Source organism: Comamonas sediminis, assembly GCF_041107495.1.
Classification (GTDB): Bacteria; Pseudomonadota; Gammaproteobacteria; order Burkholderiales; family Burkholderiaceae_C; genus Comamonas; species Comamonas sediminis.
In genome coordinates, this window is record NZ_JBGBDC010000007.1 from 318,590 (window position 1) to 342,245 (window position 23,656).

Sequence of the window (23,656 nt, forward strand, 5' to 3'; positions counted from 1 at the left end):
TCCGGGCTGCGCATGCTTAAGCTGGCTGCTGTTTTCAACACCTACAGCACCACCATGTCAGCACCTGCCGAAACATCTCCCGCACCCCACCACCGAGGCCAAGGCCAGTCCATCGATCTGCTGGGCAAGATCGCCCAGCTGCAGGGCCATTGGCAGCCGCGCGTGGTTGCAGAGATGAACGACTACCAGTTCAAGGTCGTCAAGATCGCCGGCGAATTTCTGTGGCACCAGCACAGCGACACCGACGAAACCTTCATCGTCCTGGGCGGCCAGCTGCGCATCGACCTGCGCGATGCCAGCGGCAGCATCCGCGCCCTCCACCTGCAGGCCGGCCAGATGGCCGTCATCCCCCAGGGCCTCGAGCACAAGCCCTTTGCGCAGGCCGAGGTCAAGCTGCTGCTGATCGAGCCGCGCGGGGTGGCCAATACGGGCGATGGGGAGGCGGGGGCGCGTACGGTGGCGAATGACCTTTGGGTGTAGAACCCCACCCATGCAAAGACAGAAGATGCCGGGCCTCGCGGCATCTTCGCTAGAATTTTTGCTTGGAGAGTCGCCTGAATAATCGGCCATTCTCTAGCGCAATAAAGCACCAAAAACAGCGAGGGAGATATTGGCGATGAGCGCAGTATTGCGGGTTTCAGCTTTGAATGTGGAAGCTTGTTTGGTGAATACCACGATCCAACCCTATCGGCTGGAAAGCGGCACCGCCCATTTCCTGGTGAGCGACTGCGACTTCGATGATGTTCCCGGCCAGCTGCAGGATGCGTTGGCATTTCTAAGTGGCCATGCCGCCGATATCCGATGGATGATGCAGACGCCGGAGTCGGCCGCGACGCTAGACTTTGCGCGAGAGGCCAGAGAGGAAGGGTTTCAATATCTGGCCTTTCCTGCTGTGCTCGTACAGCTTGCCGGAGCCTTGGGAATCGGGCTGGAAATTTCTTTATACCCGGTGCACGCGCCTTGAGTAGTACGCCATGCATTTGCACAACTGCATGGTATGTATTGGCAAATGCAATATTGCTGAATTGCTGTATATACTGCCTCAATAATCAAAGGAGGCAGAAGGTGAAAAAAGCGCTGGGTATTCCATTTTTACAATCCGTCGTTCTGGCGGGCGCCGCGCTGTTAAGCAGCCCTGGTTGGGCGGCGCGCGACTTCACGCCTCAGGCGGGCACCTGGGTGGTGAGCGATGAGCTCGACGGCAAGCCCGGCCGAGGCCTGGCGATTGATGTGCAGGGCAACACCTTCTTCATGCAGGTGTTTGGCTATGAGAAGAATGGGGATGCCACGTTCTACACAGCCACCGGCCAGATGGACGGAAACAGCGTCACTGCGCCACTGATGCGCTACAAGGGCGGCCGCAGCTTTGGCAGTGAGGCGCGCGATGCCGTTGAAGACCAATCCATTGGGAATGTGCGTGTGAGTTTTCGCAATGGCGTCGCGGGCACGGTGCAGTTCCCCGGCGAGCCGGAGTCGGCTATCGAACGCTTTGTGGTGCGCAGCGATGACGCCAACGTCACGAACCCCCGTGCACAGACGGGGATTCGCGTTCTGAGGATGCTGGTGCAGGATGCCCAGGGTGATGTGAGCAACCAATGGAAGAGCGAACTGACGCCGATGTCGGATGGCCGCTTCCGACTCACTTTGATGGAGGCCCAGGCAGGGTCCTACAGACCTGTCTTTACTGTTTTTGAAGAGCTGAACTGCGAACTGCAGGGTCAGCGCGCGCGTTGGCATTGCTCGCACCCCAACACAGCCACACCGGCCAATGATGCGGCGAGCTATCGCGTGGCGGCATTGACTTTTGAGCTGGTGGGCTATGACCTGGTGGGCAGCGTGCAATGGCAAGGTGCACCGGCGGGAAAGGCGCAAACCATTACCGGCCATAACCTGGGAGCCTACGAAGTAGGAGGCCGCCGCCAAGAGGGCAACACAACATGGACCACCTCCATCGAGCAGAACTACCAGCGCGGGCTTTTTATGCGAGGTGGAGTCTGCCAGGTCAGCTGCTTTTCCACGGAAAACGTCTCGACCTTGATGCCGATCAATGGCACCTGGGTCGTGGAGGATGAGCTGACCGGCAAGCCGGGCAGAGGGCTGGCGCTGGACATCCAGGGCAATACGGCCATCTTGCAGGTCTACCATTACCGCGACAATCTGCAGCCGAGCTTTCATATGGGCAGTGCGCCCTATCTGAGCAAAGGGGTGAAATCCATGGCTTCGGTGGCGGCCATTCCAATGGACGAGTATGCAGGCGGCCGCAGTGTGGGCGGCGCCAAGCAGTCAGCGCAATGGCGCAGCCAGGCAGGCCATGCGCAGCTGGAGTTTGCCTACGACATCGCCAATGACCGCTCTGATACCCCGCCCAACGAAGCGTCGTTGTGGTGGACGGTGGGCCAATTGCAATTGCCGGGAGAAAGCCCGGTTCGTATCCGCCGTTTGCAGTTGGAGAAGCCGACCAATTTTCCCGAAGCGATGCTGGGCAAGTGGTTTCTTCACGGTGCTCAGAAGACCTTGGAGCTGACCCAGGTGGTCGGGGACGTGGTGACCACCGCCGATGGCTCGGTGTTTTGTTCTTTGGTGAGCGATCGATACGATGCGGACGTCAGCTGTGGGCAACTTGCCCCCGAGGTGGGTTGGGCATGGCACCAGTTCTTGCAAATGCCGATCATGAACCGTGGTGGCACGATGACCCGTTTGCGCGACCGCCACGGCAATGCGATGGGGCTGGGTGTATTGGACTGAAGGGCGCGATGCGCGATGGGCGGCCCTAGGCAAAAATGCGCGTAGCCCAAACCGCTGGCCCGTGATACAAGGGGTTCTGCGCTGCAGGCATGGCCGGGCACACCGGCGCGCTGCAAGCCCATTGATCCCTGAACCAGGAGCGCGCATCCATGTCCAGCACCTCGCCACCGATGTCAGCAGCAGCGGCGCCGCAGCCACCGCCAGCCAACCCGCAATGCATAGGGGTGCCGCGCGAGATATTCGCCGGTGAAAAGCGCGTGGCCACCGTGCCTGCGGTGGTGGAGAAGCTGGTGAAACTGGGCTTTCGCGTCAGCGTGGCGGCAGGCGCTGGCGAGGCGGCCAGTTTTGGCGACGAGGCCTACCGCGCAGCGGGTGCGCAGGTGCTGCCCAGCTCGGCGATCTGGGCGGGGGCCGACATTCTCTTCAAGGTGCGGCCACCTACTGCTGAAGAATGCGAATGGATGCATGCCGGCCAGATGCTGGTCGGTTTTGTCTGGCCCGCGCAAAACCCGGAGCTGATGGCGCAGCTGGCAGCCAAGGGGTTGACGGTGCTGGCGATGGATGCGCTGCCGCGCACCTTGAGCCGCGCGCAGAAGATGGATGCGCTGACCTCGATGGCAGGTGTCAGCGGCTACCGGGCGGTGGTCGAGGCGGCGCATGCCTTTGGGCGCTTTTTCAGCGGGCAGATCACCGCGGCCGGCAAGGTGCCGCCTGCGCAGGTGTTTATTGCTGGTGCCGGGGTGGCGGGCTTGTCGGCGATTGGCACGGCCGTCAGCCTGGGCGCGGTGGTGCGCGCCAACGATACGCGGGCCGAGGCGGCGGACCAGGTGGTGTCGCTGGGCGGTACCTTTGTACCGGTGGATTACGCCGAAGAGGGCGGTGGTGGCGGCGGCTACGCCAAGGTGATGAGCGAGGGCTTTCAGGCAGCGCAACGCCAGATGTATGCGCAGCAGGCCGCATGGGCCGACATCATCATCACCACGGCCCTGATCCCCGGCAAGCCGGCGCCGCGCTTGATCACTGCCGAGATGGTGCAGGCGATGAAGCCCGGCAGCGTGATTGTGGACATGGCCGCCGAGCAGGGCGGCAACTGTGAGCTGATGGTGCCCGGCGAGGCCGTGGTGCGCCACGGCGTGACGATTGTGGGCTACACCGACCTGGCCTCGCGCCTGGCGGCGCAGTCCTCCACCTTGTACGCCAACAACCTGCTGCGCCTGACCGAGGAGCTGTGCAAGGCCAAGGATGGGCATGCAGTGGTGAACATGGACGACGATGCGATCCGTGGCCTGACGGTGGTCTACCAGGGCAGCATCAGCTGGCCCGCGCCTGCGCTGGCGGCGGCGCCCGTGACCAAGCCGGCAGCGGCTACTACAACAGCTGCAGCGGGCACGGCAGCAGCCAGCCCGGCAGCGGCCAAAAAGCGGGGCCATGGCCATGGTGCCGGCAGCCCTTTGCCTGCGCGCACCTTGGCCATGCTCTTTGCGGTGCTGGCGCTGCTCTTCTGGCTCATTGGCGCGCATGCGCCGGCGGCCTTCCTGGGTCACCTCACGGTGTTTGTGCTGGCCTGCTTTATCGGCTACATGGTCGTCTGGAATGTGACGCCCGCCCTGCACACACCGCTGATGAGCGTGACCAATGCGATATCCAGCATCATCGCGATTGGCGCGCTGGTGCAGATAGCGCCGCCCGGCGTGGTGGGCACGGACCGGCCGGGGCTGCTGATTGGCGCACTGGCCTTTGTGGCCCTGGTGCTCACGGCGATCAATATGTTTGGTGGTTTTGCGGTGACGCGCCGCATGCTGGCCATGTTCCGCAAATAGGCCGGGGGGTAGAACCGCATGACCGAAAGCCTTGCAACCGTTGCCTACCTGGGCGCTGCCATTTTGTTCATCCTCAGCCTGGGCGGGCTGTCACACCCCGAGACCGCGCGGCGCGGCAATCTGCTGGGCATGCTGGGCATGGGCCTGGCGGTGCTGGTGACCGTGTTCGGCCCGCGCGTGTCGCAGTCCGGCGTGGTGGCCATTGTCATCGCGCTGGTGCTGGGTGGCGGCATCGGGCTGTATGCCGCCAAGCGGGTCAAGATGACCCAGATGCCCGAGCTTGTGGCGCTGATGCACAGCCTGGTCGGCCTGGCCGCCTGCCTGGTGGGTTTTGCCAGCTATGTCGATACCTCCCATCCGTTGCAGGGCGCTGAGAAGGCCATCCACGCGGCCGAGGTCTATATCGGCATTCTCATCGGCGCTGTTACCTTCTCGGGCTCGCTGGTGGCCTTTGGCAAGCTCAATGGCCGCATCGGCGGCAAACCGCTGCTGCTGCCGGGGCGGCATCTGCTCAACCTGCTGGGGCTGGTCGTGGTGGTTGCGCTGGGCTGCTGGTTTGTGCAGACCGCATCGCTGGGCCTGGGCATGCTGGCGCTGCTCGTGATGACGGCCATCGCACTGCTGTTTGGCGTGCACATGGTGATGGCCATTGGCGGCGCCGACATGCCGGTGGTGGTGTCGATGCTCAACAGCTACTCGGGCTGGGCGGCCGCCGCCACCGGCTTCATGCTGGGCAATGACCTGCTGATCGTCACCGGTGCGCTGGTGGGCTCGTCGGGTGCGATCCTGAGCTACATCATGTGCCAGGCGATGAACCGCAGCTTTATCAGTGTGATCGCCGGCGGCTTTGGCAGTGGCACGCCCGCAGCAGCGGGCCAGGCAGGCGCAGCGCCCCAGGGCGAGGTGGTGGCGGTCACCGCGGCCGAGACCGCCGAGATGCTGCGCGAGGCCAAGCGCGTGGTCATCGTGCCCGGTTACGGCATGGCCGTGGCCCAGGCACAGCACACCGTCAACGAGATCACCCGTAGCCTGCGCGAGCGCGGGGTGGAGGTGCGCTTTGCGATCCACCCGGTGGCGGGCCGCATGCCCGGCCACATGAATGTGCTGCTGGCCGAGGCCAAGCTGCCCTATGACATCGTGCTGGAGATGGACGAGATCAACGACGACTTTCCCGATACCGATGTGGCCATGGTCATCGGCGCCAATGACATCGTGAACCCCGCCGCGCAGGACGACCCCACAAGCCCCATTGCTGGCATGCCGGTGCTGGAGGTCTGGAAGGCGGGCCAGTCCATCGTGATGAAGCGCTCGATGGCGGCCGGTTACGCCGGCGTGGACAACCCGCTGTTCTACAAGGACAACAACCGCATGCTGTTTGGCGATGCCAAGCAGATGCTCGATGAGGTGCTGGCCAGCCTCAAGGGCAGCGCCTAGGACGGATGCTTACCACTCGAAGGCGGAATCGCTGCTGGGAAAGTGCGCCACCGGGCATTCGCCGCTGCGCGCATAGCGGTCGGCATAGTTGAAGCGGTAGGCCATCTCGCTGCCATTGCGGCAGGGCAGGCCGCCGTACAGGCGTGCATAGGTGGCCCGCGCGCCACTGCTGCTGCGGTAGGTGTCCTCGGCCTTGAACACCAGCTTGCCGTCCTTGTCCTGGATGCGCAAGGTACCGAACGAGGCATTGTGGGGCGTCTCGTAGTCGACGAGCATGTCCGCGCCCTGCTGGCCCAGCTGCGAGATGATCAGAAAGTTGGCGCGCTGCTCGGCCACCAGTTGCTCCTGGCTCAGCACCCGCGTCGTTGGGGTGGATTGCAGCCGTGGCGCCAGGCGCAGGCCCTTGCCCTCCAGCATGACAATGGCGGCGGTGCTGGGCGGCGCATCACGCGTAGGGCCCGCCAGCAGCACCTTGGACAGGCGCTGGGTCAGCGCCTCGACCAGTTCCTGCGTGCTGTAATCCGATGCGTCCCGGGCATTAACGGCGCTGCTGGCCAGCAGGGCAGCCAGAAGAAGGGGTGCTGCAGTGACGCGCATGGAAAGCTCCCGGTGGGTGGTCTGGGCTCCCGGCCGCTGGGACGCGTGGCGGGACGTTGGGATCAGAGCTGGAAATCGTAATCGATCGTGATGGGCGCGTGGTCGGAGAACTTCACATCCTTGTAGATGTGCTCCTTGCGGGCCAGTGCTGCAATCGCTGGCGTGGCCAGGTGGTAGTCCAGGCGCCATCCCACATTGTTGGCATAGGCCTGGCCCCGGTTGCTCCACCAGGTGTAGCAGGCGTCGGTGGTATCGGGCTGCAGCACGCGGTACACGTCCACCAGGCCGCCGGTCTCGGTTTCCTTCTCCAGCAGCTGGGTCATCCAGCTGCGCTCTTCGGGCAGGAAGCCGCTGTTCTTCTGGTTGCTGCGCCAGTTCTTGATGTCGGCGTTGGTGTGGGCAATGTTGATGTCGCCGCAGAGGATGAAGTCGCGCTCGGCCCGCAAGCGCATCAGGTGCGGGTGCAGCTCGGCCAGAAAGCGGTACTTGGCAGCCTGGCGGATGTCCCCCGAGCTGCCGCTGGGAAAGTAGCAGCTGATGATCGACAGCTTGCGCGTGGGCGTGTCAAAGCGCAGCTCCACATAGCGGCCTTCGGCATCGAACTCGTTGGGCGAAAAGCCGACCACCACATCGCTGGGTGCATGGCGGGTGTAGATGCCCACCCCCGAGTAGCCCTTCTTCTCGGCAAACTGGAAATACCCGTTCATCTCGTCGATAACGTCGAACTTGTCCAGCATATCCGCTTGCTGTGCCTTGATTTCCTGCACACAAATACAATCGGGCCGGGTTGTCTCAATCCAGGGGATCACGCCCTTGGTGGCAGCGGAGCGGATGCCGTTGAGGTTGAGGCTGGTTAATTTGAACAAGGATTGGGTCATGGTCGATAGTCTCCCACAGCCAGGCGCGGATGCGCAGCTGGCGCAGGATTTTGTAGAGTTTGCCGTAGACGCTGGCGTGCTGCGCTTTGGGCAGTTCACCACCAAGGCCGGCCGCGTCAGCCCGTATTTCTTCAATGCGGGCCTGTTCGATGATGGCGCCAAGATGGCGCGCCTGTCCGAATTCTATGCAAAAGCGATTCTGGCCAGCGGTGTGGCGTTCGACATGGTGTTCGGCCCGGCCTACAAGGGCATTCCGCTGGCCGCGACCGTGGCCGTGGAGCTGGCGCGCCAGGGCAAGAACGTGCCCTTTGCCTACAACCGCAAAGAGGCCAAGGACCATGGCGAAGGCGGCAGCCTGGTGGGCGCACCGCTCAAAGGCCGGGTGCTGATCATTGATGACGTGATGTCAGCCGGCACCGCCGCGCGCGAATCGATTGCGCTCATCAGGGGCGCGGGCGCCATCCCCCATGCGATGGCCATTGCATTGGACAGACAGGAAAAAGCCACTGAGAATGGCAAGGACGTTGCCCATAGTGCGGTGCAGTATGTGCGCGACCAGCTGGGAATGCAGGTCTGCACCATTGCCAGGCTGGAGGACCTGCTGGCCTTCCTGGCCCAGGGCCCGGCCGCAGAATCGATGCGTGAACACCACAGTCAGGTGCTGGCTTACCGGGAACGTTATGGCGTTGGCAATTGATTATTAGAATTCGATAGTTTTGAATGATAAGGATCTAGCAATGCGGAAGGACAGGTGTGCAGCTGCTTTGGCCATCGGGATGCTGGCGCTCGCTGGCGCCAGCCATGCCCAGAAGTCCCCGTCGGCCTCCATGGTCTACAGCTGTGTGGATGCGGCTGGCCGCCGCCTGACGGCGGACCGGCCCATTCCTGCCTGTGCGGACCGCGAGCAGCAGGTCACGATGCCCGGCGGTGCAGTGCGCACGGTCGGGCCGGCCTATTCCGAGCGCGAGCGTGCCGAGCAGGCCGCGCAGCAGCGCCGTGAGGCAGAAGAGCGCTACCGCGCCAATGACGGCAAACGGCGCGAGCGCGCGCTGGCCACACGCTTTCCCACCAAGGCCGCCCATGACGCCGAGCGTGCCGAAGCCGTCGATGTGTTGCGTGCGCAGATCCGCATCGTGCAGGAGCGCCGCACTTTCTTGCTCGAAGACCGCAAGAAGATCGACCAGGACATGGAGTTCTACAAAAAGGACCCCAGCAAGGCGCCTGCCCCGCTGCAGGCCCGCCTGGATGGCAACCGACGTGACTTCAAGGAAGTCGACGAGCAGATCGCCACGATCAACGAAGAAATCAAGGCCACCAACCTGCGCTTTGACGCAGAGGCCCAAAGCCTCAAACCCTACTGGACCCCGGCTGCTTCCAAGTAGCCGCGCGCAACCTCCATGCCCCTCGACACCCTCGCCCCAGGCCTGGCCCTGGCCGACGACCAGCGCGCGCGTTGCAGCTGGTGCATGGCCTCGCCCCTCTACCAGCACTACCACGACCATGAATGGGGCTTCCCCGTGCATGAGGACCGCCGCTTGTTCGAGAAGATCTGCCTGGAAGGCTTTCAGGCCGGCCTGAGCTGGCTGACGATTCTGAACAAGCGCGAGTCCTTCCGGGCAGCCTTTGCGCAGTTCGATGCGCAGCAGGTTGCGCAATTCGGTGCCGAGGATGTGCAGCGCCTGCTGGCCGACGCCGGCATTGTGCGCCACCGGGGCAAGATCGAGGCGGTGATCAACAATGCCCAGCGCCTGGCCGAGCTGCAGCGCGAATTTGGCAGTTTTGACGCCTACCTGTGGCGCTTTGCGCCAGCGCCGGCAAGCCGCCCGGAGCGGATCACGTTGGAGGCCGTGCGCCAGATGGGCGTGGCGCCCGAGGCCGTGGCGCTGTCGAAGGATCTGAAAAAGCGCGGCTGGAAGTTTGTCGGCCCCACCACGGTTTACGCCTTCATGCAGGCGATGGGCATGGTCAATGACCACCTCCATGGCTGCCATGTGCGGGATGGCCGGCCGGCCTGAGCCCCTTTACGCTACAAGCCCGGTAGTTCGCTCACCAGCAGCGAATAGCGCTGCAGCGATACGTAGGCGCCATCGCGCTTGCTGCAGTCGCGCAGCAGGCCTTCATGGCAAAAGCCCAGGCGGCCCAGCAAACGGGTCGATGCCGCATTCTCGGGCTCCACATAGGCCACCACGCTGTGCAAGCCCAGCCGCCCAAATGCGCCGGGCAGCCACTGGCGCAGTGCCTGGTCCATCCAACCGTGGCCCCAATGGTCGGGCAGCAACCAGTAGCCCAGATCGGCGCTGTCGGCCTCGTCGTCATGGTCGTAGATGCCGACGGCTGCGATGACGGCCCCGTCCAGCAGCACCGCCTGCCACCAGCCGCTGCCTTCGCTGGCAACACTGGCATACCAATCGAGCTGTTCCTGCGCAATGACGCGGGCATCGCTGTGCGCCGTTTCCAGTCCGTAGAACGCGGTCAGCCGTGCGTCGCCCATGGCATGGGCGACGACGAACAGGTCGGCGGGAGAGAAATCACGGAAATGGAGGCGGGCGGGCTGCAGCATGGTGCAAGCCTAGCACCGCTGCGCGGCGGTGCGGTGTGGCATGGATGAGGGGCCGGCGCCTCAGGCCGCTACATGCCAGCGCGCGGGCTGATGGCTGCCCACCGTCTGGATGCCCAGCAGTGCCGCATTGCGCTGCAAAACGGCTTCAAACTGCGCGCCGCTGGCGCCGATCTGTTCGGCCGCGCCATCCCAGTAGTCATCGGCAATCTGGGCGGCGGTAAAGTCGCGGTGCGTGAACTTCTGCACGATATTGCGCAGTTTGTCGAGGTTGATGCTGTCGATATCGGTCATGGCAGGCCTCCAACTCAGGGGTAAGCACCAGTGTCGCGCAAATGGGGCGGCTGTCAATCGGCAATCGCCGCCAACCGGTAACGCCGCGCTAGCCGCGCATGGCCGCCATGCTGCGCAGCAGGCGCTGCACCAGCAGCGCGCCCACCCAGGCCACGCCGCCTATCCACAGCGGCACCAGCACATAACTGCTGGCGCGGGCCCATTGGCCCAGTTCATCCAGCTCGGTGAGCGGCCACAGCGCGAACGCAAAGCCAAAGCCCCACCAGACCAGCGCAAACAGTGCAAACGCCCACGGCAGCCAGGCCGGACGGCCTGCGGATGCCTGCTGCCGCGGCGCCCGGTTCTGCAGAAACATCCATAGCACGGCGCTCAGCACCAGCAGCAAGGACAGGCCGGTGGCCACCGGCCACCATAGCGCCAGCGGCAAAAAGGTCAGGGTCAGCGAATCCATGCGAGGCCCGGCCTTATTCCTTGTTGCAGAGCATCGCGTCAGCCAGGCTGCCAACGGTCACGCGCAGGTTCTTGCCCTTGTGCGCCTGCACCGCCCAGGTATCGCTCAAATCCTCGGGGACCAGGTCCTTGTCGTTCATCAGTTCGGGCTTCTTGTGTTCGGAGCGGTCCTGCTTGACCACCTTGGGCACGATCATCGTGATCGTGCTGCCATCGATGCGCCAATGGCCTGTGCCTTGCAGCACAAAGCGGTACTGCTGCTCGGTACTGGGCATGTCATAGGCCAGAAAGGCCTGCGAGCGCAACGTGTGGTCGGGGTTGAACTGGTTGGTGTAGGTGAAGCTGGCACTGTCCTTGCCCATGCTGATCTGGAACTGGCATTCCCAGATGCCGGCCAGGTCGGCCTCGCTGATGCTGGCCGCTGCGGCAGCAGGTGCTTGCGGCGCCGGTTTGTCGCTGGGCGCCTGCTGGGGCGCGCGGGGCGCAGGATCGGCCTCTTTTTTGGAGGGCCAAAGGCTGGAGCAGGCGGCCAGGCCGGGGACCAGCAGCAGGCAGAAGGTGGTGCGGAAGAGAGGAGTCAATGGCATCTGCGCACTCTACCAAAATACGGTGAAGCAGCGGCCCAGGCCTTGGCACAGGTTCTTTGTAGGCCCAGGCCGCCCAAGGCGCTTAGCCGGCAAGAGTGGGGTAGTCGGTATACCCCTTCTCGCCACCGCCATAGTAGGTGCTGCTGTCGCCGGTATTGAGCGCGGCACCGCTGCGCAGGCGCTCGACCAGGTCCGGGTTGGCAATGTAGGGCCGGCCAAAGGCGACGATGTCGGCCTGGCCGCTGGCCACGGCCTGTTCGGCCAGTTCGCGGTCATAGCCGTTGTTCACCACCCAGGCCGCCTTGCCGCCGGCGCGGCGGTATTCCGCCTTGAACGCTTCATAGTCGAAGGGGCGGCCTTCCACCTCGCGCGGGCCCCCGGTGGCGCCCTCGATCACATGGATATAGGCCAGCCCCAGCGGCGCCAGCTGGTGGGCCAGGTAGGTGAACAGGCTTTGCGGATCGGCGTCATCGATGCCATTGGCCGGGGTGACCGGCGAGAGCCGGATACCCACCCGGCCACGGCCGACCGCATCGATCACCGCGCGGGTGACTTCCAGGGTCAGGCGGGCGCGGTTTTCAATTGAGCCGCCGTAGTCGTCGCGGCGCACATTGGCGCCGGTCTTCAGGAACTGGTCCAGCAGGTAGCCATTGGCGCCGTGGATCTCGACGCCATCAAAGCCGGCCGTCTTGACCGCATTGCGGGCAGCCGCAGCAAAGCTGTGCACGATGCCGGGGATCTCCTCGGCATCCAGTGCGCGCGGCTCGGAGGTCGGCTCGAAGCGGCCTTCTCCCGTGGCATGGTCAATCAGGTAGGTCTTGGTCTTGGCAGTGATGGCCGAAGGGGCCACCGGGGCCTGCTGGCCCGGCTGCAGCAGGCGGTGGGAGACGCGGCCCACATGCCACAGCTGGCAGACGATCTTGCCGCCCTTGGCATGCACGGCGTGGGTCACCTTGCTCCAGCCGTCAAGCTGGTCCTGCTCGTACAGGCCCGGCACATCGGCATAACCCTGGCCCTGGTGGCTGATGGCGGTGGCCTCGGTGATCAGCAAGCCCGCGCTGGCGCGCTGGGCATAGTAGGTGGCCGTCATCGGTTGGGGCACGGCGTTGGGCGAACGGTTGCGCGTCAGCGGCGCCATCGCGATGCGGTTGGCCAGCGCCAGATCGCCCACTTGTATCGGGTCGAACAGGCTGTGGGTGGGGGCAGTTGTCATGCAAAACTCCTTGCGGTTGTGTCACAGAATCACCTGCTTTTTGTACCACGCAGCCTCACCCTTTGCAGGCCAGGGTTGAAGCCCGGCGCTTGTCGGCGAACCACCCGGGTGCTGAAAAACCAAGCAAATCAAGTGCTTCAGCTGTGCAGGGCGGCAGGCTTGGACAAGCGGCGGGTGGCGCCGGCTGCGCCGCGTAGGACCTAGGGTCAACCCGACAACACGTAATGGCAAAGGTTCTGCGCCATGATCGACCCGGGTCTGCCAGCTGCCGATCGCAGCCGTGGGGGCAGACCGCTGTTGTTTGTGAAAGAGAAAGCGCGCATTCATGACCAAAACATCGCTGGATAAATCGAAGATCAAGTTCTTGCTGCTCGAGGGCATCCACCCTTCCGCGCTCAAGGTGTTGCAGGCGGCGGGTTATACCCAGGTCGAGGCGCTGACCGGCGCCTTGGAGGGCGAGGAGCTCAAGCGCAAGATCGCCGACGTGCACTTTGTCGGCATCCGCTCCCGCACGCAGCTGACAGCCGATGTATTTGCCGCGGCCAACAAGCTGGTCGCCGTGGGGTGCTTTTGCATCGGCACCAACCAGGTCGATCTGAATGCGGCGCGTGAGCGCGGTATTGCAGTCTTCAACGCGCCTTTCTCCAACACCCGCTCCGTCGCTGAACTGGTGCTGGCCGAAGCCATCCTGCTGCTGCGCGGCATCCCCGAGAAGAACGCGGTATCGCACCGGGGCGGCTGGAAGAAAAGCGCCGACAACGCCTTCGAGATCCGAGGCAAGACCCTGGGCATCGTCGGCTACGGCTCCATTGGCACGCAGCTGTCGGTGCTGGCCGAAGGCCTGGGCATGAAGGTGGTGTTCCATGATGTGGTCACCAAGCTGCCGCTGGGCAATGCGCACCAGGCCGCCAACCTCTATGCGCTGCTGGAGCAGTCCGATATCGTGACCCTGCACGTGCCCGAGCTGGCCTCCACCCACAACATGATCGGCGCTGCCCAGATTGCAGCGATGAAGGCTGGCAGCATCCTGATCAATGCCTCGCGCGGCACCGTGGTGGACCTCGATGCCCTGGCCCAGGCACTGAAGGACAAGAAGCTGCTGGGCGCTGCCATCGACGTGTTCCCGGTCGAGCCCAAGAGCAACAAGGATGAGTTCCAGTCGCCGCTGCGCGGCATGGACAACGTGATCCTGACACCGCACATCGGCGGCTCGACAATGGAAGCCCAGGCCAACATCGGCCTGGAAGTGGCAGAAAAGCTGGTCAAGTACAGCGACAACGGCACCACCACCTCGGCGGTCAACTTCCCCGAAGTGGCCCTGCCCGAGCACCCGGGCAAGAACCGCATCCTGCACGTGCATGAGAACCGCCCCGGCATCCTGTCGGCCATCAACCAGGTGCTGGCCGACAACGGCATCAACATCGCCGGCCAGTACCTGCGCACCGATGAGAAGGTGGGCTACGTGGTGATCGATATCGACCAGGAATCGTCGGCGCTGGCGCTGGAGAAGCTGGCCCAGATCGCCGGCACCATCCGCTGCCGCGTGCTGTTCTGATGCGGCATCCACCGCACAGCGTCCCAACGGCGCCGGTGGGGTGGATGGCTTTAGAAAAGGTTCTTAGACATCGAAGAAAGAGGCTTATGCCTCTTTTTTCTTAGCTGCTGTTGGCATATCGATGCATGAAATGCGTCGTTGTGGCGGCGCGCACCCCTGCCTAGCATGAAGGCTTCTACCTGATTGCCAGCCCTTGAGGAGCGCCCATGAATGCCATCACCAATGTTCGCCACCTGAGCCCCGCGGTCCAAGCCGCTGCAGGCGCCGCCCTGCACATCGAGCCCCTGGCGGGCCGCATTGGCGCGGTGGTGCATGGCGTGTCGCTGTCGGGCGCGCTGGAGCCCGCGCTGTTTGCCCAGATCAAGGCGGCGCTGCTGCAGCACCGGGTGATTTTCTTCCGGGGCCAGCAGCACCTCGATGACGCCAGCCACCAGGCCTTTGGCCGTCTGTTTGGCGAGATCGAAGCGCATCCCACCGTGCCCGCACCCGATGGCACGGCCTTCCTGGAGCTCAATTCCCAGCACGGTGGCCGGGCCGATTCCTGGCACACCGACGTGACCTTCAAGGCGGTGTTCCCGAAAGTCTGTGTGCTGCGCGCCGTCACCTTGCCCGGCCATGGCGGCGACACCGTCTGGGCCAATACTGTGGCCGCCTACGAGAGCCTGCCCGCCCCGCTGCAGCAGCTGGCCGAGCAGCTCTGGGCTGTGCATGGCAATGACTACGACTATGCGGAGAACTTCCGCCAGAACACCACCGCCAGCCAGAGCGAGACGCAGGGCCGTGCCAGCTACCGCAAGGTGTTCACCAGCAAGACCATCGAGTCCGAGCAACCGCTGGTGCATGTGCATGCTGAGACGGGGGAGAAAGCGCTGCTGCTGGGCCACTTTGCCAAGCGCATCAAGGGCCTGCGCAGCAACGAGTCTGCCGCGTTGCTGCAGCTCTTCCATGAGCGCATTGTGCGTCTGGAAAACACCGTGCGCTGGCACTGGCAGCCGGGCGATGTGGCCATCTGGGACAACCGGGCAACCCAGCACTACGCCATCAATGACTACGCCGACGCCCACCGCGTGATGCGCCGCGTCACGGTCACCGGCGATGTGGCCACTGCGGTCGATGGCCGCACCAGCGTCGACCTGACGGTGCGCGAGCCGGCCGCAGCCTGACCCGCCGCAGACCGGCCGGACCTGGCGGCTGCCTGGACTGGCGCTGCGCCTGCCTCCCTATCCGACAGCAGACGGCCCTGAACGCCTGCGCCCGCTGGAGAAGAACTTCGATGACCCGAACCACCTACCACTATGAAGGCGGCCTGCTGGTGCCGCGCCGCAAGCTGCTGGTCTCAGCGCTGGCCGCCGGTGCCGGCAGCGCGCTGGGCTTTCCCGCACTGGCGCTGGACAGCAAGCCGCTCAAGGGCGTGACGCTCAATACCTCGCTGTACAGCTCGCCGTACTCGAAGCTGCTGCGCCCCTGGATTCCCGAATTCGAGGAGGCGACGGGCGCCAAGGTGAACTTCGACACGCCCGGCTTTCCGGTCTACAACCAGCGTGCCGATCTGGAGTTGTCCACCAAGGGCGCGGCCTTTGATGCGGTCAATGTCACCTTCATCTATTCGAGCCGCTGGATCAACTCGGGCTGGCTGACGCCGCTGGACGGCTATATCAACGATCCGAACAAAACGCCGGCGAACTTTGACATCCGCGACTTTCTGGAAGGCGCGCTGGCGCCCGAGCGGGGCCGCGACGGGCAGCTCTACGGCATCCCCTGGCAGGCCGAGGTGACGATTGCCGCCGCCTCGCGCTTTGATGTGCTCAAGCAGTCGGGCCTGGCCTTTCCCGATACGACAGACGCCTGGCTGGAAGCGGCCAAGCTGCTCAACCGCAAGGAACGCGCGGCCGGCTTTGTCACCGACAACCACTATGGCTGGACCTTCATCCCCTTCCTGCAGGCCTTTGGCGGCGATGTGTTCCGCAAGGCGCCCGATGACCTGTTCCCGACCCTCGACAGCCCCGAAGCGATAGCGGCGGCCGACTACTTTGCCCGCCTGCTGCGCGAATACGGGCCTGACGGAGTGGTCTCCTACACCTCGGACCAGGCGGTGCAGTCGCTCAAGGCCGGGCGCAGCCATTTGAGCGTGCAAGGCCAGATCAACCTCTCGCAGCTGGCCGACGCATCGAGCAGCAAGGTGGCGGCATCGGCGGCCTGGGGCCAGGTGCCCAAGGGCGTGGCCGGCCGCTTTCCAGGCACCGCCATCCATGGCTGGGGCATTCCGGTGGGCAGCAAGAACAAGGACGCCGCCTGGCAGTTCATCCGCTGGGCGACGTCCAAGGAAACCTTGCAGCGTGCCGTGGCCGCCGGCTATGGCTCGCCGACGCGCCGCTCGGACATCGACTCCCCCATCTACCGCGAGCGCCAACGCGCCAATGGCTATGACATTGCGGCGCTGGTGACCGCATCGGTGGACCTGTCGGCCAAGCAGGGCCATATGAAATACCGCACCGTGGCCGCCTACCCGCAGGTGGACCAGCAGATCAACAAGGCCATCGAGTTGATCGTCACCGGCCAGCGCACGCCCGAGCAGGCCATGAAGCAGGCGCAGACCGCGTCGATTGCCGAGCTGCGCCGCGCTGGCGTCTCGGTCTGACAGGCCAGGAACGCGCCCATGCCGCCCACCGCTTCCATCGCGCCGCAGGCGCTCAACACGGGGCCTGCGCAGCCCTTGCCGCTGCCCGGGCCAACACGCGGCAAGCACGCTGAAACGCCCGCCACACAGCGCTGGCAGCGCGCATCGGCGCGGGCCTACGGCCTGGGCCTGGCACCGGCGCTGGTGGTGCTGGCCGCCATTACCCTGCTGCCGCTGATCACCCTGGTGGTGGTGAGCCTGACGCCGCTGAGCCTGACGGACCCGGCAGCCACCTTCCACTTTGGGCAGCCCGCTGGCAACTATGTGCAGCTGCTGCAGGACCAGCGCTTTCTGGATTCGCTGTGGGTGCAGGCCAAGCTCTCGTCGGTGGGGGTGCTGCTGCAGCTGCTCGTCGGCCTGGGCCTGGCCCTGCTGCTGCACAGCGGCAGCCGGCTGCTGGCGGGCTTGCGCACATTTTTCCTGATCCCCATGGTGCTGCCACCGATCGTGGTGGCCCTGGTCTGGAAGATCATCTACACGCCCGACATCAGCCCGCTGCATGCGCTGCTGGAGCAGTGGGGCTGGCCGGTGCGCTCGCTGATCGCCAATCCCGATACCGCGCTGTGGGCCATTGTCGTTGCCGATGTCTGGCAGTGGTTCCCGTTCACGATGCTGATGGTGCTGGCGCAGCTGCAGATGGTGCCGCGCGACCCGGTCGATGCCGCCCGCATCGATGGCGCCAACCGCTGGCAGGTGTTTGTCTACATCGTGCTGCCCTATCTGCAGCGCACCCTGGTGGTCTGCGCGCTGTTCCGCTTGATCGACAGCTTCAAGGCCTTTCCGCTGCTGTATGTGCTGACCAATGGCGGGCCGGGCACCGTGACCGAGGTGACCAATTTCTACGGCTTTATCCAGGCCTTCAACTTCTCGTACTGGGGGTATGGCAGCGCCATTGCGGTGGTGATGCTGGCCATCATCTTTGTGCTGAGCGCGCTGATCAGCCGCCTGGGCAAGGCCAACGGAGAGCGCCATGCACGCTGAGACCTGGCACAGCGCAGCATCTTCATTGCCGCTGTGGCAACGCTTAGTGCAGGGCGCACAGCGCCATCTGCGCAGCACCGTGGCTGTGGGGGTGCTGATGCTGGTGCTGCTGCCCTTTTTGTGGATGCTGCAGATGGCCTTTCGCCCGGCGGGCGATGCGCTGTCGCTGGATCTCATCTTCAGCCCCACGTTGGAGGCCTTTGCCGGCCTCTGGCAGGACAACTTTGCGCGCTCCTTTGGCAACAGCCTGCTGGTGAGTGTGCTGTCCACCGGGCTGTCACTGCTGTTGGGGGTGCCTGCGGCCTATGCGCTGTCGCGCTGGCGCTTCAAGCAGCGGCGCCAGGTGGCGCTGTGGGTGCTGAGCACGCGCATGGCGCCGCCCATTGCGTTCACGATTCCGTTCTTTCTGGCCTTTCGCTGGCTGGGTCTGCTCGACACGGTCTGGGCGCTGGTGCTGGTCTACCTGACCTTCAACCTGGCGATCGTGATCTGGATGATGCAAGGCTTTTTTGACGCGATTCCCACAGCGCTGGAAGAGGCGGCCTGGATGGACGGCTGCGGCATCTGGTCGGCCTTCTGGCATGTGACCTTGCCGCTGACCCGGCCGGGCCTGGTGGCCACGGCCGTGCTGTGCTTCATCTTCTCGTGGAGCGACTTTTTCTTCGCACTGATTCTGACCCGCACCCAGGCGGTGACGGCGCCGGTCGCCATCGTCAATTTTCTGCAGTACGACGGCTGGGAGTGGACCAAGATTGCCGCAGCCGGCACGATGGTGATGCTGCCGGTGCTGCTCTTCACGGTGCTGGTACGCAAATACCTGGTGCACGGCCTCACCGCCGGTGGCGTAAAGGACTGAGATGGCTTCGATTGCATTGAGACAGCTGCGCAAGCACTTTGAGGGGCACGATGTGCTCAAGGGCATATCGCTCGATATCGCCGAGGGGGAGTTTGTCGCGCTGGTCGGCCCGTCTGGCTGCGGCAAATCCACCTTGCTGCGCATGCTCGCCGGTCTGGAGGAAGTCAGCAGCGGCCAGATCGTGCTGGGCGGACAGGTCATCAACGACGTGCCGCCGCGCGAGCGCAATATCGCGATGGTGTTCCAGAACTATGCGCTCTACCCGCATATGACGGTGGCCGAGAACCTGGGCTTTGCGCTGAAGCTGCAGCGCCAGGCGCCGGCGGCCATCGCGCAGCGCGTGCAGCAGGTGGCCGAGATTCTGGGCCTGGAGCCGCTGCTGGGCCGCCTGCCTGCCCAGCTCTCGGGCGGCCAGCGCCAGCGTGTGGCGATGGGCCGCGCCATTGTGCGCGAGCCGCTGGCGTTTTTGTTTGACGAGCCGCTGTCCAACCTCGATGCCAAACTGCGCGTGCAGATGCGCACCGAGATCAAGTCCCTGCACCAGCGCCTGCGCACCACCACGGTCTATGTCACCCACGACCAGATCGAGGCCATGACCATGGCCGACCGCATCGTGGTGATGCGCGACGGCGTGATTGAGCAAGTCGGCACCCCGCTGGAGCTGTATGACCGGCCGCGCAATGCCTTTGTCGCGCAGTTCATCGGTTCACCCGCGATGAACCTGATTGCCGCCCGCAGCCAGCCAGCGCAGGACGGCTGGCAGCTGGTGACCGACGACGGCCAGCGCCTGCCGCTGCTGCCTGGCCTGCAGGCCCAGGGCGCGCGTGAACTGTGGCTGGGTGTGCGGCCCGAGCATGTGCAGCTGGAGGTGGCGCCGCTGAGCGGTGTGGCCACCAGCGCTGCGACGGTCGAGGTCGTCGAGCCCACCGGCGCCGAAACCCAGGTGGTCAGCCGCTTTGGCCAGCAGCCACTGATATCGACCGTCAAGGAGCGCCTGGCGCTGGCCCCCGGCCAGGGCCTGCATTGGCACACGGCGCCGCAGCATTGGCATGTGTTTGACCGGCACAGCGGCGAGCGCCTGAACGTCGCATAAAGCCTGATGTCTGAAGCACAAAGGCTCCCGGTTGGGAGCCTTTGCGTTGCTGGAGGCAGCCGTTTAAGCCAGCGGGCCTGCGCTCAGGATGTCCGACAGCGCCTTGCGTGGCGATGGTGTTTCGCGCTCTGCCAGGTCGGCTGGCAGGCTGGACTTGTCGCCGCGCTCGCCGATCGCGACCAGGCATTCGACCTGCCACTGCTCGCCCAGTTGCAGCACCTCGCGTGCGGCAGCCAGCTCGATGCCGGCCATCGCATGCGTGGCCAGGCCCATGGCATGCGCTTGCAGCGCCAGGTAGCCCCAGGCACAGCCGGTGTCAAAGCTGTGCATGGCCGATTCGGCCTTGTTCGACAGCACCACCAGCAACGCGCCGGCGTTCAGGCACCAGCGGCGGTTGAACTCGTTGGGGATGGTGGAGAACGCTTGCCAGTTGGCATCGCCATGGATCGAATACGCAAAGTGCCAGGGCTGCTTGTTGCTGGCCGAAGGGGCCCAGCGTGCGCCTTCAACAATGGTCTCGATGTCCTTGGGCGTCAGTGCCTTGCCGGAGAAGGCGCGGGGCGAGGAACGGTCCAAAAACTGGGGATGGATGGCATGGGTGGATTGGCGCGTCATGGTCAAAATTGGAGCAATAAGACCGCCAGCATGCCATATCTGCCGGTTTTTTGCAGGCTCAGATTTTCTGTTTGTCGACCAGCTTGAAGGTGCCGGTGGCCAGCCCCAAAAGGTTGCCGGCATCGTCATGCAGTTCGCCTCGCACAAACGACAGGCTCCTGCCCCTTTTTTCGCAGACGGCGGTGCAGACTACATCGCCGCTGCCCGGTGCGATGTAGTGGATGGTCAGGTCCACGGTGATGACGCCATAGCGCGACGGGTCATGCGCGCGTGCGGCGCAGGACAGGCCCACATCGAGCAACGTGGCGATGGCGCCGCCATGCATGTCGCCCCGGCTGTTGGTGTATTGCTTCTGGTAGGGCATGCGCACCCGGGCGCGGTCATTGCCGATCGCCTCGCCCTTGAGCAGAAAGGCCTCGGCCATGGCCATGCTGAGGCCGAAGATCTGGTGGGCCGGCTCATCCACGGTGTAGGCGGGGATGTCGTTGGCAACAGCGGTGGATGGGGCGGTGGTGGTCATGGGGCAGGGCGCAGCAGGTTCAAAAGCCAGCATGTTAGCGGCTGGGGCAGCCGTGCGGGCAAGGCGGCTGACGCCTGGGAGTCGCCCACCTGGCGGCGCCCAGCTTCGTTTGCAAAGCGGGTTCCCGGGCTCCTGGGGCCACGGTTTATCATCGCTGGCTTATGCCTGCCTGGTCCCCCGCATCCTCTCTGATGTCCCCGTATTGCCCGCGCTGCGGCGCTGCGCACTGCCGCAGTGCAGGCGTGCCCCATGCCTTTGCCTGCCTGCAGTGCGGCGCGCAGTTCCGGCTGGAGCAGTTGCAGGGCCAGGCCTACCCAGGCATGCCCGCCTCTGCAGGCGCAGCCAGCGGGGCGCGGCTGCGCCGGCATCTGCCCTGGGTCCTGGTGCTGCTGGCGATGCTGGTGTCCATACCCTGGTGGCTGCCCCGGTTGCAACCCGGGCTCCGACTGAGCCTGCCCGCTGCCTGGCAAGCCAAGGCACCGCCGCTGGCCCTGGGCCGCAGCGAGGCCACCACGCTCATTGAGCGCAACGGCCAGCGCCTGCTGGTGCAGCTGTATGAAAACCGTGAGCACGATGATGTGGTCTACCGCACGGTGGTGCGCGATGCGGCCACCGGCACCAGCCTGGGGGAGCCCCAGCGCATGGCGATGCCCTGGGCCGGCAGCTCGGGCAGCGCAGCGCTGCAGTTCTTCTCCGACGGCCAGCTCTACCTGTTCTTGAAGGAGCGCGGTTTCTGGCGTTTTGACCCCGGCACCTTGCGCTTTGTCGATCTGCAGCCCCAGCTGAGCGCGCGCTTTGCAGCGCAGCTGGGCGAGGGCATCGTCGGCGTGGCGCCCAAGGGCCGTGACCGGCCCGACAGCCTGGAGGTGACCAGCCGCAATGGCAGCAAATACCTGGTGTACTGGCTGCTGGGCCAGATCTGGCCGGCGGCCGACAGCAGCAGCCTGTATGAAAAGGCGCAAGCCGGCTACCGCCAGGAGACCGCCTTTTACCGCTATGAATCGCTGCCCCGCCCGACCGGCGAGGAGAACCGCGCCGTGCTGGTGCAGTCCTGGTGGCGGCACGAGCCCGGTCAGCCTCTTCACTTTGGCTACTTCGACCTGCAGCCCGGCGACAGCCGCGAGGTGCAGACATCGTTGCGCAGCTATGTGCCGATAGGCGATGGTTACTTCACGCCCCGGTATGCCACCCAGGACCGGGGGCTGCTGCGCATCAAGGTGGTGCAGCCGGCGGTGCCGCGCTTCCATGCCGATGTGATGGCGGAAAACGCGCGCCGCCTGCTGCTGGCCTACAACCCCAGCCCGGTGCGGCAGGAAGGCCGCGTCATCCAGCTGCTGGACAAGGCCAGCCAGCAGGTGGTGTGGAGCCGCACGATCGACCAGCTGCCCCCACTGGGCATGCGCGAAGGCGGTGCCTATGTCACCGGCCAGGCAGTCAGCGGCGGCTTTTTGCTGCTCAACGACATGCGCCAGCCTGCGCTGCTGATCGGCGAGGACGGTGCAGTGCTGCAGGACTTTAGCGCTGCGGCTGAAGGCGCCGCGCGATGAACATCCCCCGGCGCGCCATCGGGCCCCTGGGCATCGCCTTGGTGGTGTTTTTTGTGCTGCCGCTGCTGGTGCCCGCCACGGTCCGCCTGCTGCGCCCTGCGGACCAGGCCGAGGAGCTGGGCGAGGTCGAGGCATCGGCCATCTACCAGGGCGAGGATGGCAGCCTGCGCATGCTGCGGGTGATGAAGCACAGCACCACGCAGGACGATGTATTTGTGCTGTTGGACAACGACCTGCAGGCCAGGCAGCTGCTGGGCCAGCCCCAGCGCATCGTGCTGCCCCGCGCGCAGCTGCGCCAGCCCGCCCGCCTGCGCAGCGAGGCCGATGGCCAGCTGTCGCTGCTGCTCAATGACCGGCACTGGTGGCTGCGCCAGCCGGCGCAGACCGCGTTTGAACCGATGGATGCAGCGCTGCGCCAGCGCTTTGCGGCAGCGCTGGGCACGGGCGTGTCCAGGTACGCATTTGGCGAGCAGCGCGAACCGGGTTTGTTGGAGGTGACCAGCAATACCGGCGACCGCTATGCGCTGTACTGGGCCAGCGGCGAGCTGTACCCCTGGGCGGAGCGGCTGCAGCGCTGGCAGCAGCGCCCCTGGGCACAGTACCAGCAGACGGTATCGCGCATCGATTACGCCGACTTTGACACCGACGTGGCCCAGTACGGCTTGCCCACCATGCTGCTGCAGTTTGCGCAAAAAGTGCGGCCTGGCGAGTTTGAACGCTGGCCACGGCTGAGCGTGCATTCCAGCGCAGACCAACAGGTGCGCGCCGCGCCCAGGCTGTACCAGCCGGTGAGCGATGGTTTCGTCGTCAGCCGCCAGGCGCTGCGTGATGCAGGCATCACCCAGATCGCCGCAGTGGCCCAGGTGCCGGTGCAGTTCAGCGGCGAGGTGCTGGCCCGCAATGCCGACCGGGTGCTGATGCGCTACGACGAGACGCCCACCACCGCTGCCGAAGTCGTGCTGCAGATCGTGGATGCGCGCAGCCTGCAACTGGTATGGCGCAAGTCGTCACGCGATATGCCGCAGCTGCTGCTGGACGGGGCGCAGCTCGCTGCGCAGGCCTGGCCAGGCGGCTTTTACCTGACCACCAGCGCGAACCTTCCGGCGCTGGTGATCGACAACGCCGGCCAGACCTTGTACGACTTTCAGCCGCAAAAACGCCTTCCATCCCCGGGCGAAGACTGAGCGGCGGCAGACCGGCCCTTGCAGACCACTCCGCAGCCCGGCGGTGGGGCCAT

The 23,656-nt window shown here is 64.9% G+C and carries 25 protein-coding genes; 16 read left to right on the forward strand and 9 right to left on the reverse strand.

From position 1 onward, the window contains the following. The first annotated feature begins 54 nt into the window (after positions 1–54). The 5 genes from AB7A72_RS17480 (at position 55) to pntB (ending at position 5,999) form a co-directional block, all read left to right on the forward strand. Positions 55–480, forward strand: a complete 426-nt coding sequence (locus AB7A72_RS17480; RefSeq protein WP_369460698.1) for a cupin domain-containing protein — start codon at positions 55–57, stop codon at positions 478–480. Between the two features lie 136 nt (positions 481–616). After that, positions 617–964 (forward strand): hypothetical protein, encoded by a 348-nt coding sequence (locus AB7A72_RS17485; protein WP_239810260.1) that lies wholly within the window; start codon positions 617–619, stop codon positions 962–964. Next, entirely contained in the window at positions 961–2,745 is a 1,785-nt protein-coding gene (locus AB7A72_RS17490; RefSeq protein ID WP_369460699.1) for a hypothetical protein, read from the forward strand. The genes AB7A72_RS17485 and AB7A72_RS17490 overlap by 4 nt, the downstream gene beginning before the upstream one ends. Before the next feature lie 170 nt (positions 2,746–2,915). Continuing rightward, entirely contained in the window at positions 2,916–4,565 is a 1,650-nt protein-coding gene (locus AB7A72_RS17495; protein ID WP_369460726.1) for a Re/Si-specific NAD(P)(+) transhydrogenase subunit alpha, read from the forward strand. An 18-nt stretch (positions 4,566–4,583) separates the two neighbouring features. Continuing rightward, positions 4,584–5,999: a Re/Si-specific NAD(P)(+) transhydrogenase subunit beta gene (pntB, locus tag AB7A72_RS17500; RefSeq protein ID WP_369460700.1), complete on the forward strand. Its 1,416-nt coding sequence runs from the start codon at positions 4,584–4,586 to the stop codon at positions 5,997–5,999. A gap of 9 nt (positions 6,000–6,008) precedes the next feature. Here the strand turns inward: pntB and AB7A72_RS17505 are convergent, their stop codons facing one another. Further along, entirely contained in the window at positions 6,009–6,596 is a 588-nt protein-coding gene (locus tag AB7A72_RS17505; RefSeq protein ID WP_369460701.1) for a hypothetical protein, read from the reverse strand. A gap of 62 nt (positions 6,597–6,658) precedes the next feature. After that, positions 6,659–7,462, reverse strand: a complete 804-nt coding sequence (locus AB7A72_RS17510; protein WP_239812822.1) for an exodeoxyribonuclease III — start codon at positions 7,460–7,462, stop codon at positions 6,659–6,661. A 10-nt stretch (positions 7,463–7,472) separates the two neighbouring features. On the opposite strand from AB7A72_RS17510, the gene pyrE reads away from it, so the two are divergent. From pyrE to AB7A72_RS17525, 3 genes are all read left to right on the forward strand, one after another. Next, entirely contained in the window at positions 7,473–8,171 is a 699-nt protein-coding gene (gene pyrE / locus AB7A72_RS17515; RefSeq protein ID WP_369460702.1) for an orotate phosphoribosyltransferase, read from the forward strand. Between the two features lie 79 nt (positions 8,172–8,250). After that, positions 8,251–8,856 carry a DUF4124 domain-containing protein gene (locus AB7A72_RS17520; protein WP_369460703.1) on the forward strand — a complete coding sequence of 202 codons (606 nt, stop codon included), beginning with the start codon at positions 8,251–8,253 and terminating at the stop codon, positions 8,854–8,856. Between the two features lie 15 nt (positions 8,857–8,871). Continuing rightward, entirely contained in the window at positions 8,872–9,489 is a 618-nt protein-coding gene (locus AB7A72_RS17525; protein ID WP_369460704.1) for a DNA-3-methyladenine glycosylase I, read from the forward strand. A gap of 11 nt (positions 9,490–9,500) precedes the next feature. Here AB7A72_RS17525 and AB7A72_RS17530 read toward each other — a convergent pair whose 3' ends face one another. From AB7A72_RS17530 to AB7A72_RS17550, 5 genes are all read right to left on the reverse strand, one after another. Next, positions 9,501–10,034: a GNAT family N-acetyltransferase gene (locus tag AB7A72_RS17530; protein ID WP_239810267.1), complete on the reverse strand. Its 534-nt coding sequence runs from the start codon at positions 10,032–10,034 to the stop codon at positions 9,501–9,503. A 60-nt stretch (positions 10,035–10,094) separates the two neighbouring features. After that, on the reverse strand, positions 10,095–10,325 hold the full coding sequence (locus AB7A72_RS17535) for a hypothetical protein (protein WP_021026822.1): 231 nt from the start codon (positions 10,323–10,325) through the stop codon (positions 10,095–10,097). Positions 10,326–10,413: 88 nt separating this feature from the next. Further along, positions 10,414–10,776: a hypothetical protein gene (locus tag AB7A72_RS17540; RefSeq protein WP_369460705.1), complete on the reverse strand. Its 363-nt coding sequence runs from the start codon at positions 10,774–10,776 to the stop codon at positions 10,414–10,416. 13 nt (positions 10,777–10,789) lie between these two features. Further along, complete coding sequence (locus tag AB7A72_RS17545; RefSeq protein ID WP_312836313.1) at positions 10,790–11,362, reverse strand: hypothetical protein; 573 nt, start codon at positions 11,360–11,362, stop codon at positions 10,790–10,792. A gap of 82 nt (positions 11,363–11,444) precedes the next feature. Next, on the reverse strand, positions 11,445–12,575 hold the full coding sequence (locus tag AB7A72_RS17550) for an alkene reductase (protein ID WP_239810270.1): 1,131 nt from the start codon (positions 12,573–12,575) through the stop codon (positions 11,445–11,447). A gap of 325 nt (positions 12,576–12,900) precedes the next feature. Between AB7A72_RS17550 and serA the strand changes: the two genes are divergently transcribed. From serA to AB7A72_RS17580, 6 genes are all read left to right on the forward strand, one after another. Beyond that, positions 12,901–14,130, forward strand: a complete 1,230-nt coding sequence (gene serA, locus AB7A72_RS17555) for a phosphoglycerate dehydrogenase (protein WP_369460706.1) — start codon at positions 12,901–12,903, stop codon at positions 14,128–14,130. 206 nt (positions 14,131–14,336) lie between these two features. After that, on the forward strand, positions 14,337–15,293 hold the full coding sequence (locus AB7A72_RS17560) for a TauD/TfdA dioxygenase family protein (RefSeq protein WP_313335655.1): 957 nt from the start codon (positions 14,337–14,339) through the stop codon (positions 15,291–15,293). A 110-nt stretch (positions 15,294–15,403) separates the two neighbouring features. Next, complete coding sequence (locus tag AB7A72_RS17565; protein ID WP_239810273.1) at positions 15,404–16,768, forward strand: ABC transporter substrate-binding protein; 1,365 nt, start codon at positions 15,404–15,406, stop codon at positions 16,766–16,768. 18 nt (positions 16,769–16,786) lie between these two features. Beyond that, positions 16,787–17,788, forward strand: a complete 1,002-nt coding sequence (locus AB7A72_RS17570; protein WP_369460707.1) for a carbohydrate ABC transporter permease — start codon at positions 16,787–16,789, stop codon at positions 17,786–17,788. Then, positions 17,778–18,644 (forward strand): carbohydrate ABC transporter permease, encoded by an 867-nt coding sequence (locus AB7A72_RS17575; RefSeq protein ID WP_369460708.1) that lies wholly within the window; start codon positions 17,778–17,780, stop codon positions 18,642–18,644. The genes AB7A72_RS17570 and AB7A72_RS17575 overlap by 11 nt, the downstream gene beginning before the upstream one ends. Position 18,645: 1 nt before the next feature. After that, positions 18,646–19,737, forward strand: coding sequence for an ABC transporter ATP-binding protein (locus AB7A72_RS17580; RefSeq protein ID WP_369460709.1), 1,092 nt, complete (start codon positions 18,646–18,648; stop codon positions 19,735–19,737). A 63-nt stretch (positions 19,738–19,800) separates the two neighbouring features. Here the strand turns inward: AB7A72_RS17580 and AB7A72_RS17585 are convergent, their stop codons facing one another. Then, positions 19,801–20,352, reverse strand: coding sequence for a nitroreductase family protein (locus AB7A72_RS17585; RefSeq protein ID WP_230773338.1), 552 nt, complete (start codon positions 20,350–20,352; stop codon positions 19,801–19,803). Between the two features lie 58 nt (positions 20,353–20,410). Further along, positions 20,411–20,872, reverse strand: coding sequence for a PaaI family thioesterase (locus AB7A72_RS17590; RefSeq protein ID WP_312413830.1), 462 nt, complete (start codon positions 20,870–20,872; stop codon positions 20,411–20,413). A gap of 191 nt (positions 20,873–21,063) precedes the next feature. Between AB7A72_RS17590 and AB7A72_RS17595 the strand changes: the two genes are divergently transcribed. Further along, the gene (locus AB7A72_RS17595; RefSeq protein WP_369460710.1) at positions 21,064–22,419 is read left to right on the forward strand and encodes a hypothetical protein; all 1,356 of its coding nucleotides are present in this window, start codon (positions 21,064–21,066) and stop codon (positions 22,417–22,419) included. Then, positions 22,416–23,603 carry a hypothetical protein gene (locus AB7A72_RS17600; protein WP_369460711.1) on the forward strand — a complete coding sequence of 396 codons (1,188 nt, stop codon included), beginning with the start codon at positions 22,416–22,418 and terminating at the stop codon, positions 23,601–23,603. Before AB7A72_RS17595 ends, AB7A72_RS17600 begins: the two co-directional genes overlap by 4 nt. The last annotated feature ends 53 nt before the right edge of the window (positions 23,604–23,656 follow it).

What these genes read in the sequence shown, in the direction of transcription:
- AB7A72_RS17480 (WP_369460698.1), top strand. Translation starts at nt 55, where the DNA reads ATGTCAGCACCTGCCGAAACATCTCCCGCACCCCACCACCGAGGCCAA.
- AB7A72_RS17485 (WP_239810260.1), top strand. Translation starts at nt 617, where the DNA reads ATGAGCGCAGTATTGCGGGTTTCAGCTTTGAATGTGGAAGCTTGTTTG.
- AB7A72_RS17495 (WP_369460726.1), top strand. Translation starts at nt 2,916, where the DNA reads ATGTCAGCAGCAGCGGCGCCGCAGCCACCGCCAGCCAACCCGCAATGC.
- pntB (WP_369460700.1), top strand. Translation starts at nt 4,584, where the DNA reads ATGACCGAAAGCCTTGCAACCGTTGCCTACCTGGGCGCTGCCATTTTG.
- AB7A72_RS17505 (WP_369460701.1), bottom strand. Translation starts at nt 6,596, where the DNA reads ATGCGCGTCACTGCAGCACCCCTTCTTCTGGCTGCCCTGCTGGCCAGC.
- pyrE (WP_369460702.1), top strand. Translation starts at nt 7,473, where the DNA reads ATGGTCGATAGTCTCCCACAGCCAGGCGCGGATGCGCAGCTGGCGCAG.
- AB7A72_RS17520 (WP_369460703.1), top strand. Translation starts at nt 8,251, where the DNA reads ATGCTGGCGCTCGCTGGCGCCAGCCATGCCCAGAAGTCCCCGTCGGCC.
- AB7A72_RS17525 (WP_369460704.1), top strand. Translation starts at nt 8,872, where the DNA reads ATGCCCCTCGACACCCTCGCCCCAGGCCTGGCCCTGGCCGACGACCAG.
- AB7A72_RS17530 (WP_239810267.1), bottom strand. Translation starts at nt 10,034, where the DNA reads ATGCTGCAGCCCGCCCGCCTCCATTTCCGTGATTTCTCTCCCGCCGAC.
- AB7A72_RS17535 (WP_021026822.1), bottom strand. Translation starts at nt 10,325, where the DNA reads ATGACCGATATCGACAGCATCAACCTCGACAAACTGCGCAATATCGTG.
- AB7A72_RS17540 (WP_369460705.1), bottom strand. Translation starts at nt 10,776, where the DNA reads ATGGATTCGCTGACCCTGACCTTTTTGCCGCTGGCGCTATGGTGGCCG.
- AB7A72_RS17545 (WP_312836313.1), bottom strand. Translation starts at nt 11,362, where the DNA reads ATGCCATTGACTCCTCTCTTCCGCACCACCTTCTGCCTGCTGCTGGTC.
- AB7A72_RS17550 (WP_239810270.1), bottom strand. Translation starts at nt 12,575, where the DNA reads ATGACAACTGCCCCCACCCACAGCCTGTTCGACCCGATACAAGTGGGC.
- serA (WP_369460706.1), top strand. Translation starts at nt 12,901, where the DNA reads ATGACCAAAACATCGCTGGATAAATCGAAGATCAAGTTCTTGCTGCTC.
- AB7A72_RS17560 (WP_313335655.1), top strand. Translation starts at nt 14,337, where the DNA reads ATGAATGCCATCACCAATGTTCGCCACCTGAGCCCCGCGGTCCAAGCC.
- AB7A72_RS17565 (WP_239810273.1), top strand. Translation starts at nt 15,404, where the DNA reads ATGACCCGAACCACCTACCACTATGAAGGCGGCCTGCTGGTGCCGCGC.
- AB7A72_RS17570 (WP_369460707.1), top strand. Translation starts at nt 16,787, where the DNA reads ATGCCGCCCACCGCTTCCATCGCGCCGCAGGCGCTCAACACGGGGCCT.
- AB7A72_RS17575 (WP_369460708.1), top strand. Translation starts at nt 17,778, where the DNA reads ATGCACGCTGAGACCTGGCACAGCGCAGCATCTTCATTGCCGCTGTGG.
- AB7A72_RS17580 (WP_369460709.1), top strand. Translation starts at nt 18,646, where the DNA reads ATGGCTTCGATTGCATTGAGACAGCTGCGCAAGCACTTTGAGGGGCAC.
- AB7A72_RS17585 (WP_230773338.1), bottom strand. Translation starts at nt 20,352, where the DNA reads ATGACGCGCCAATCCACCCATGCCATCCATCCCCAGTTTTTGGACCGT.
- AB7A72_RS17590 (WP_312413830.1), bottom strand. Translation starts at nt 20,872, where the DNA reads ATGACCACCACCGCCCCATCCACCGCTGTTGCCAACGACATCCCCGCC.
- AB7A72_RS17595 (WP_369460710.1), top strand. Translation starts at nt 21,064, where the DNA reads ATGTCCCCGTATTGCCCGCGCTGCGGCGCTGCGCACTGCCGCAGTGCA.
- AB7A72_RS17600 (WP_369460711.1), top strand. Translation starts at nt 22,416, where the DNA reads ATGAACATCCCCCGGCGCGCCATCGGGCCCCTGGGCATCGCCTTGGTG.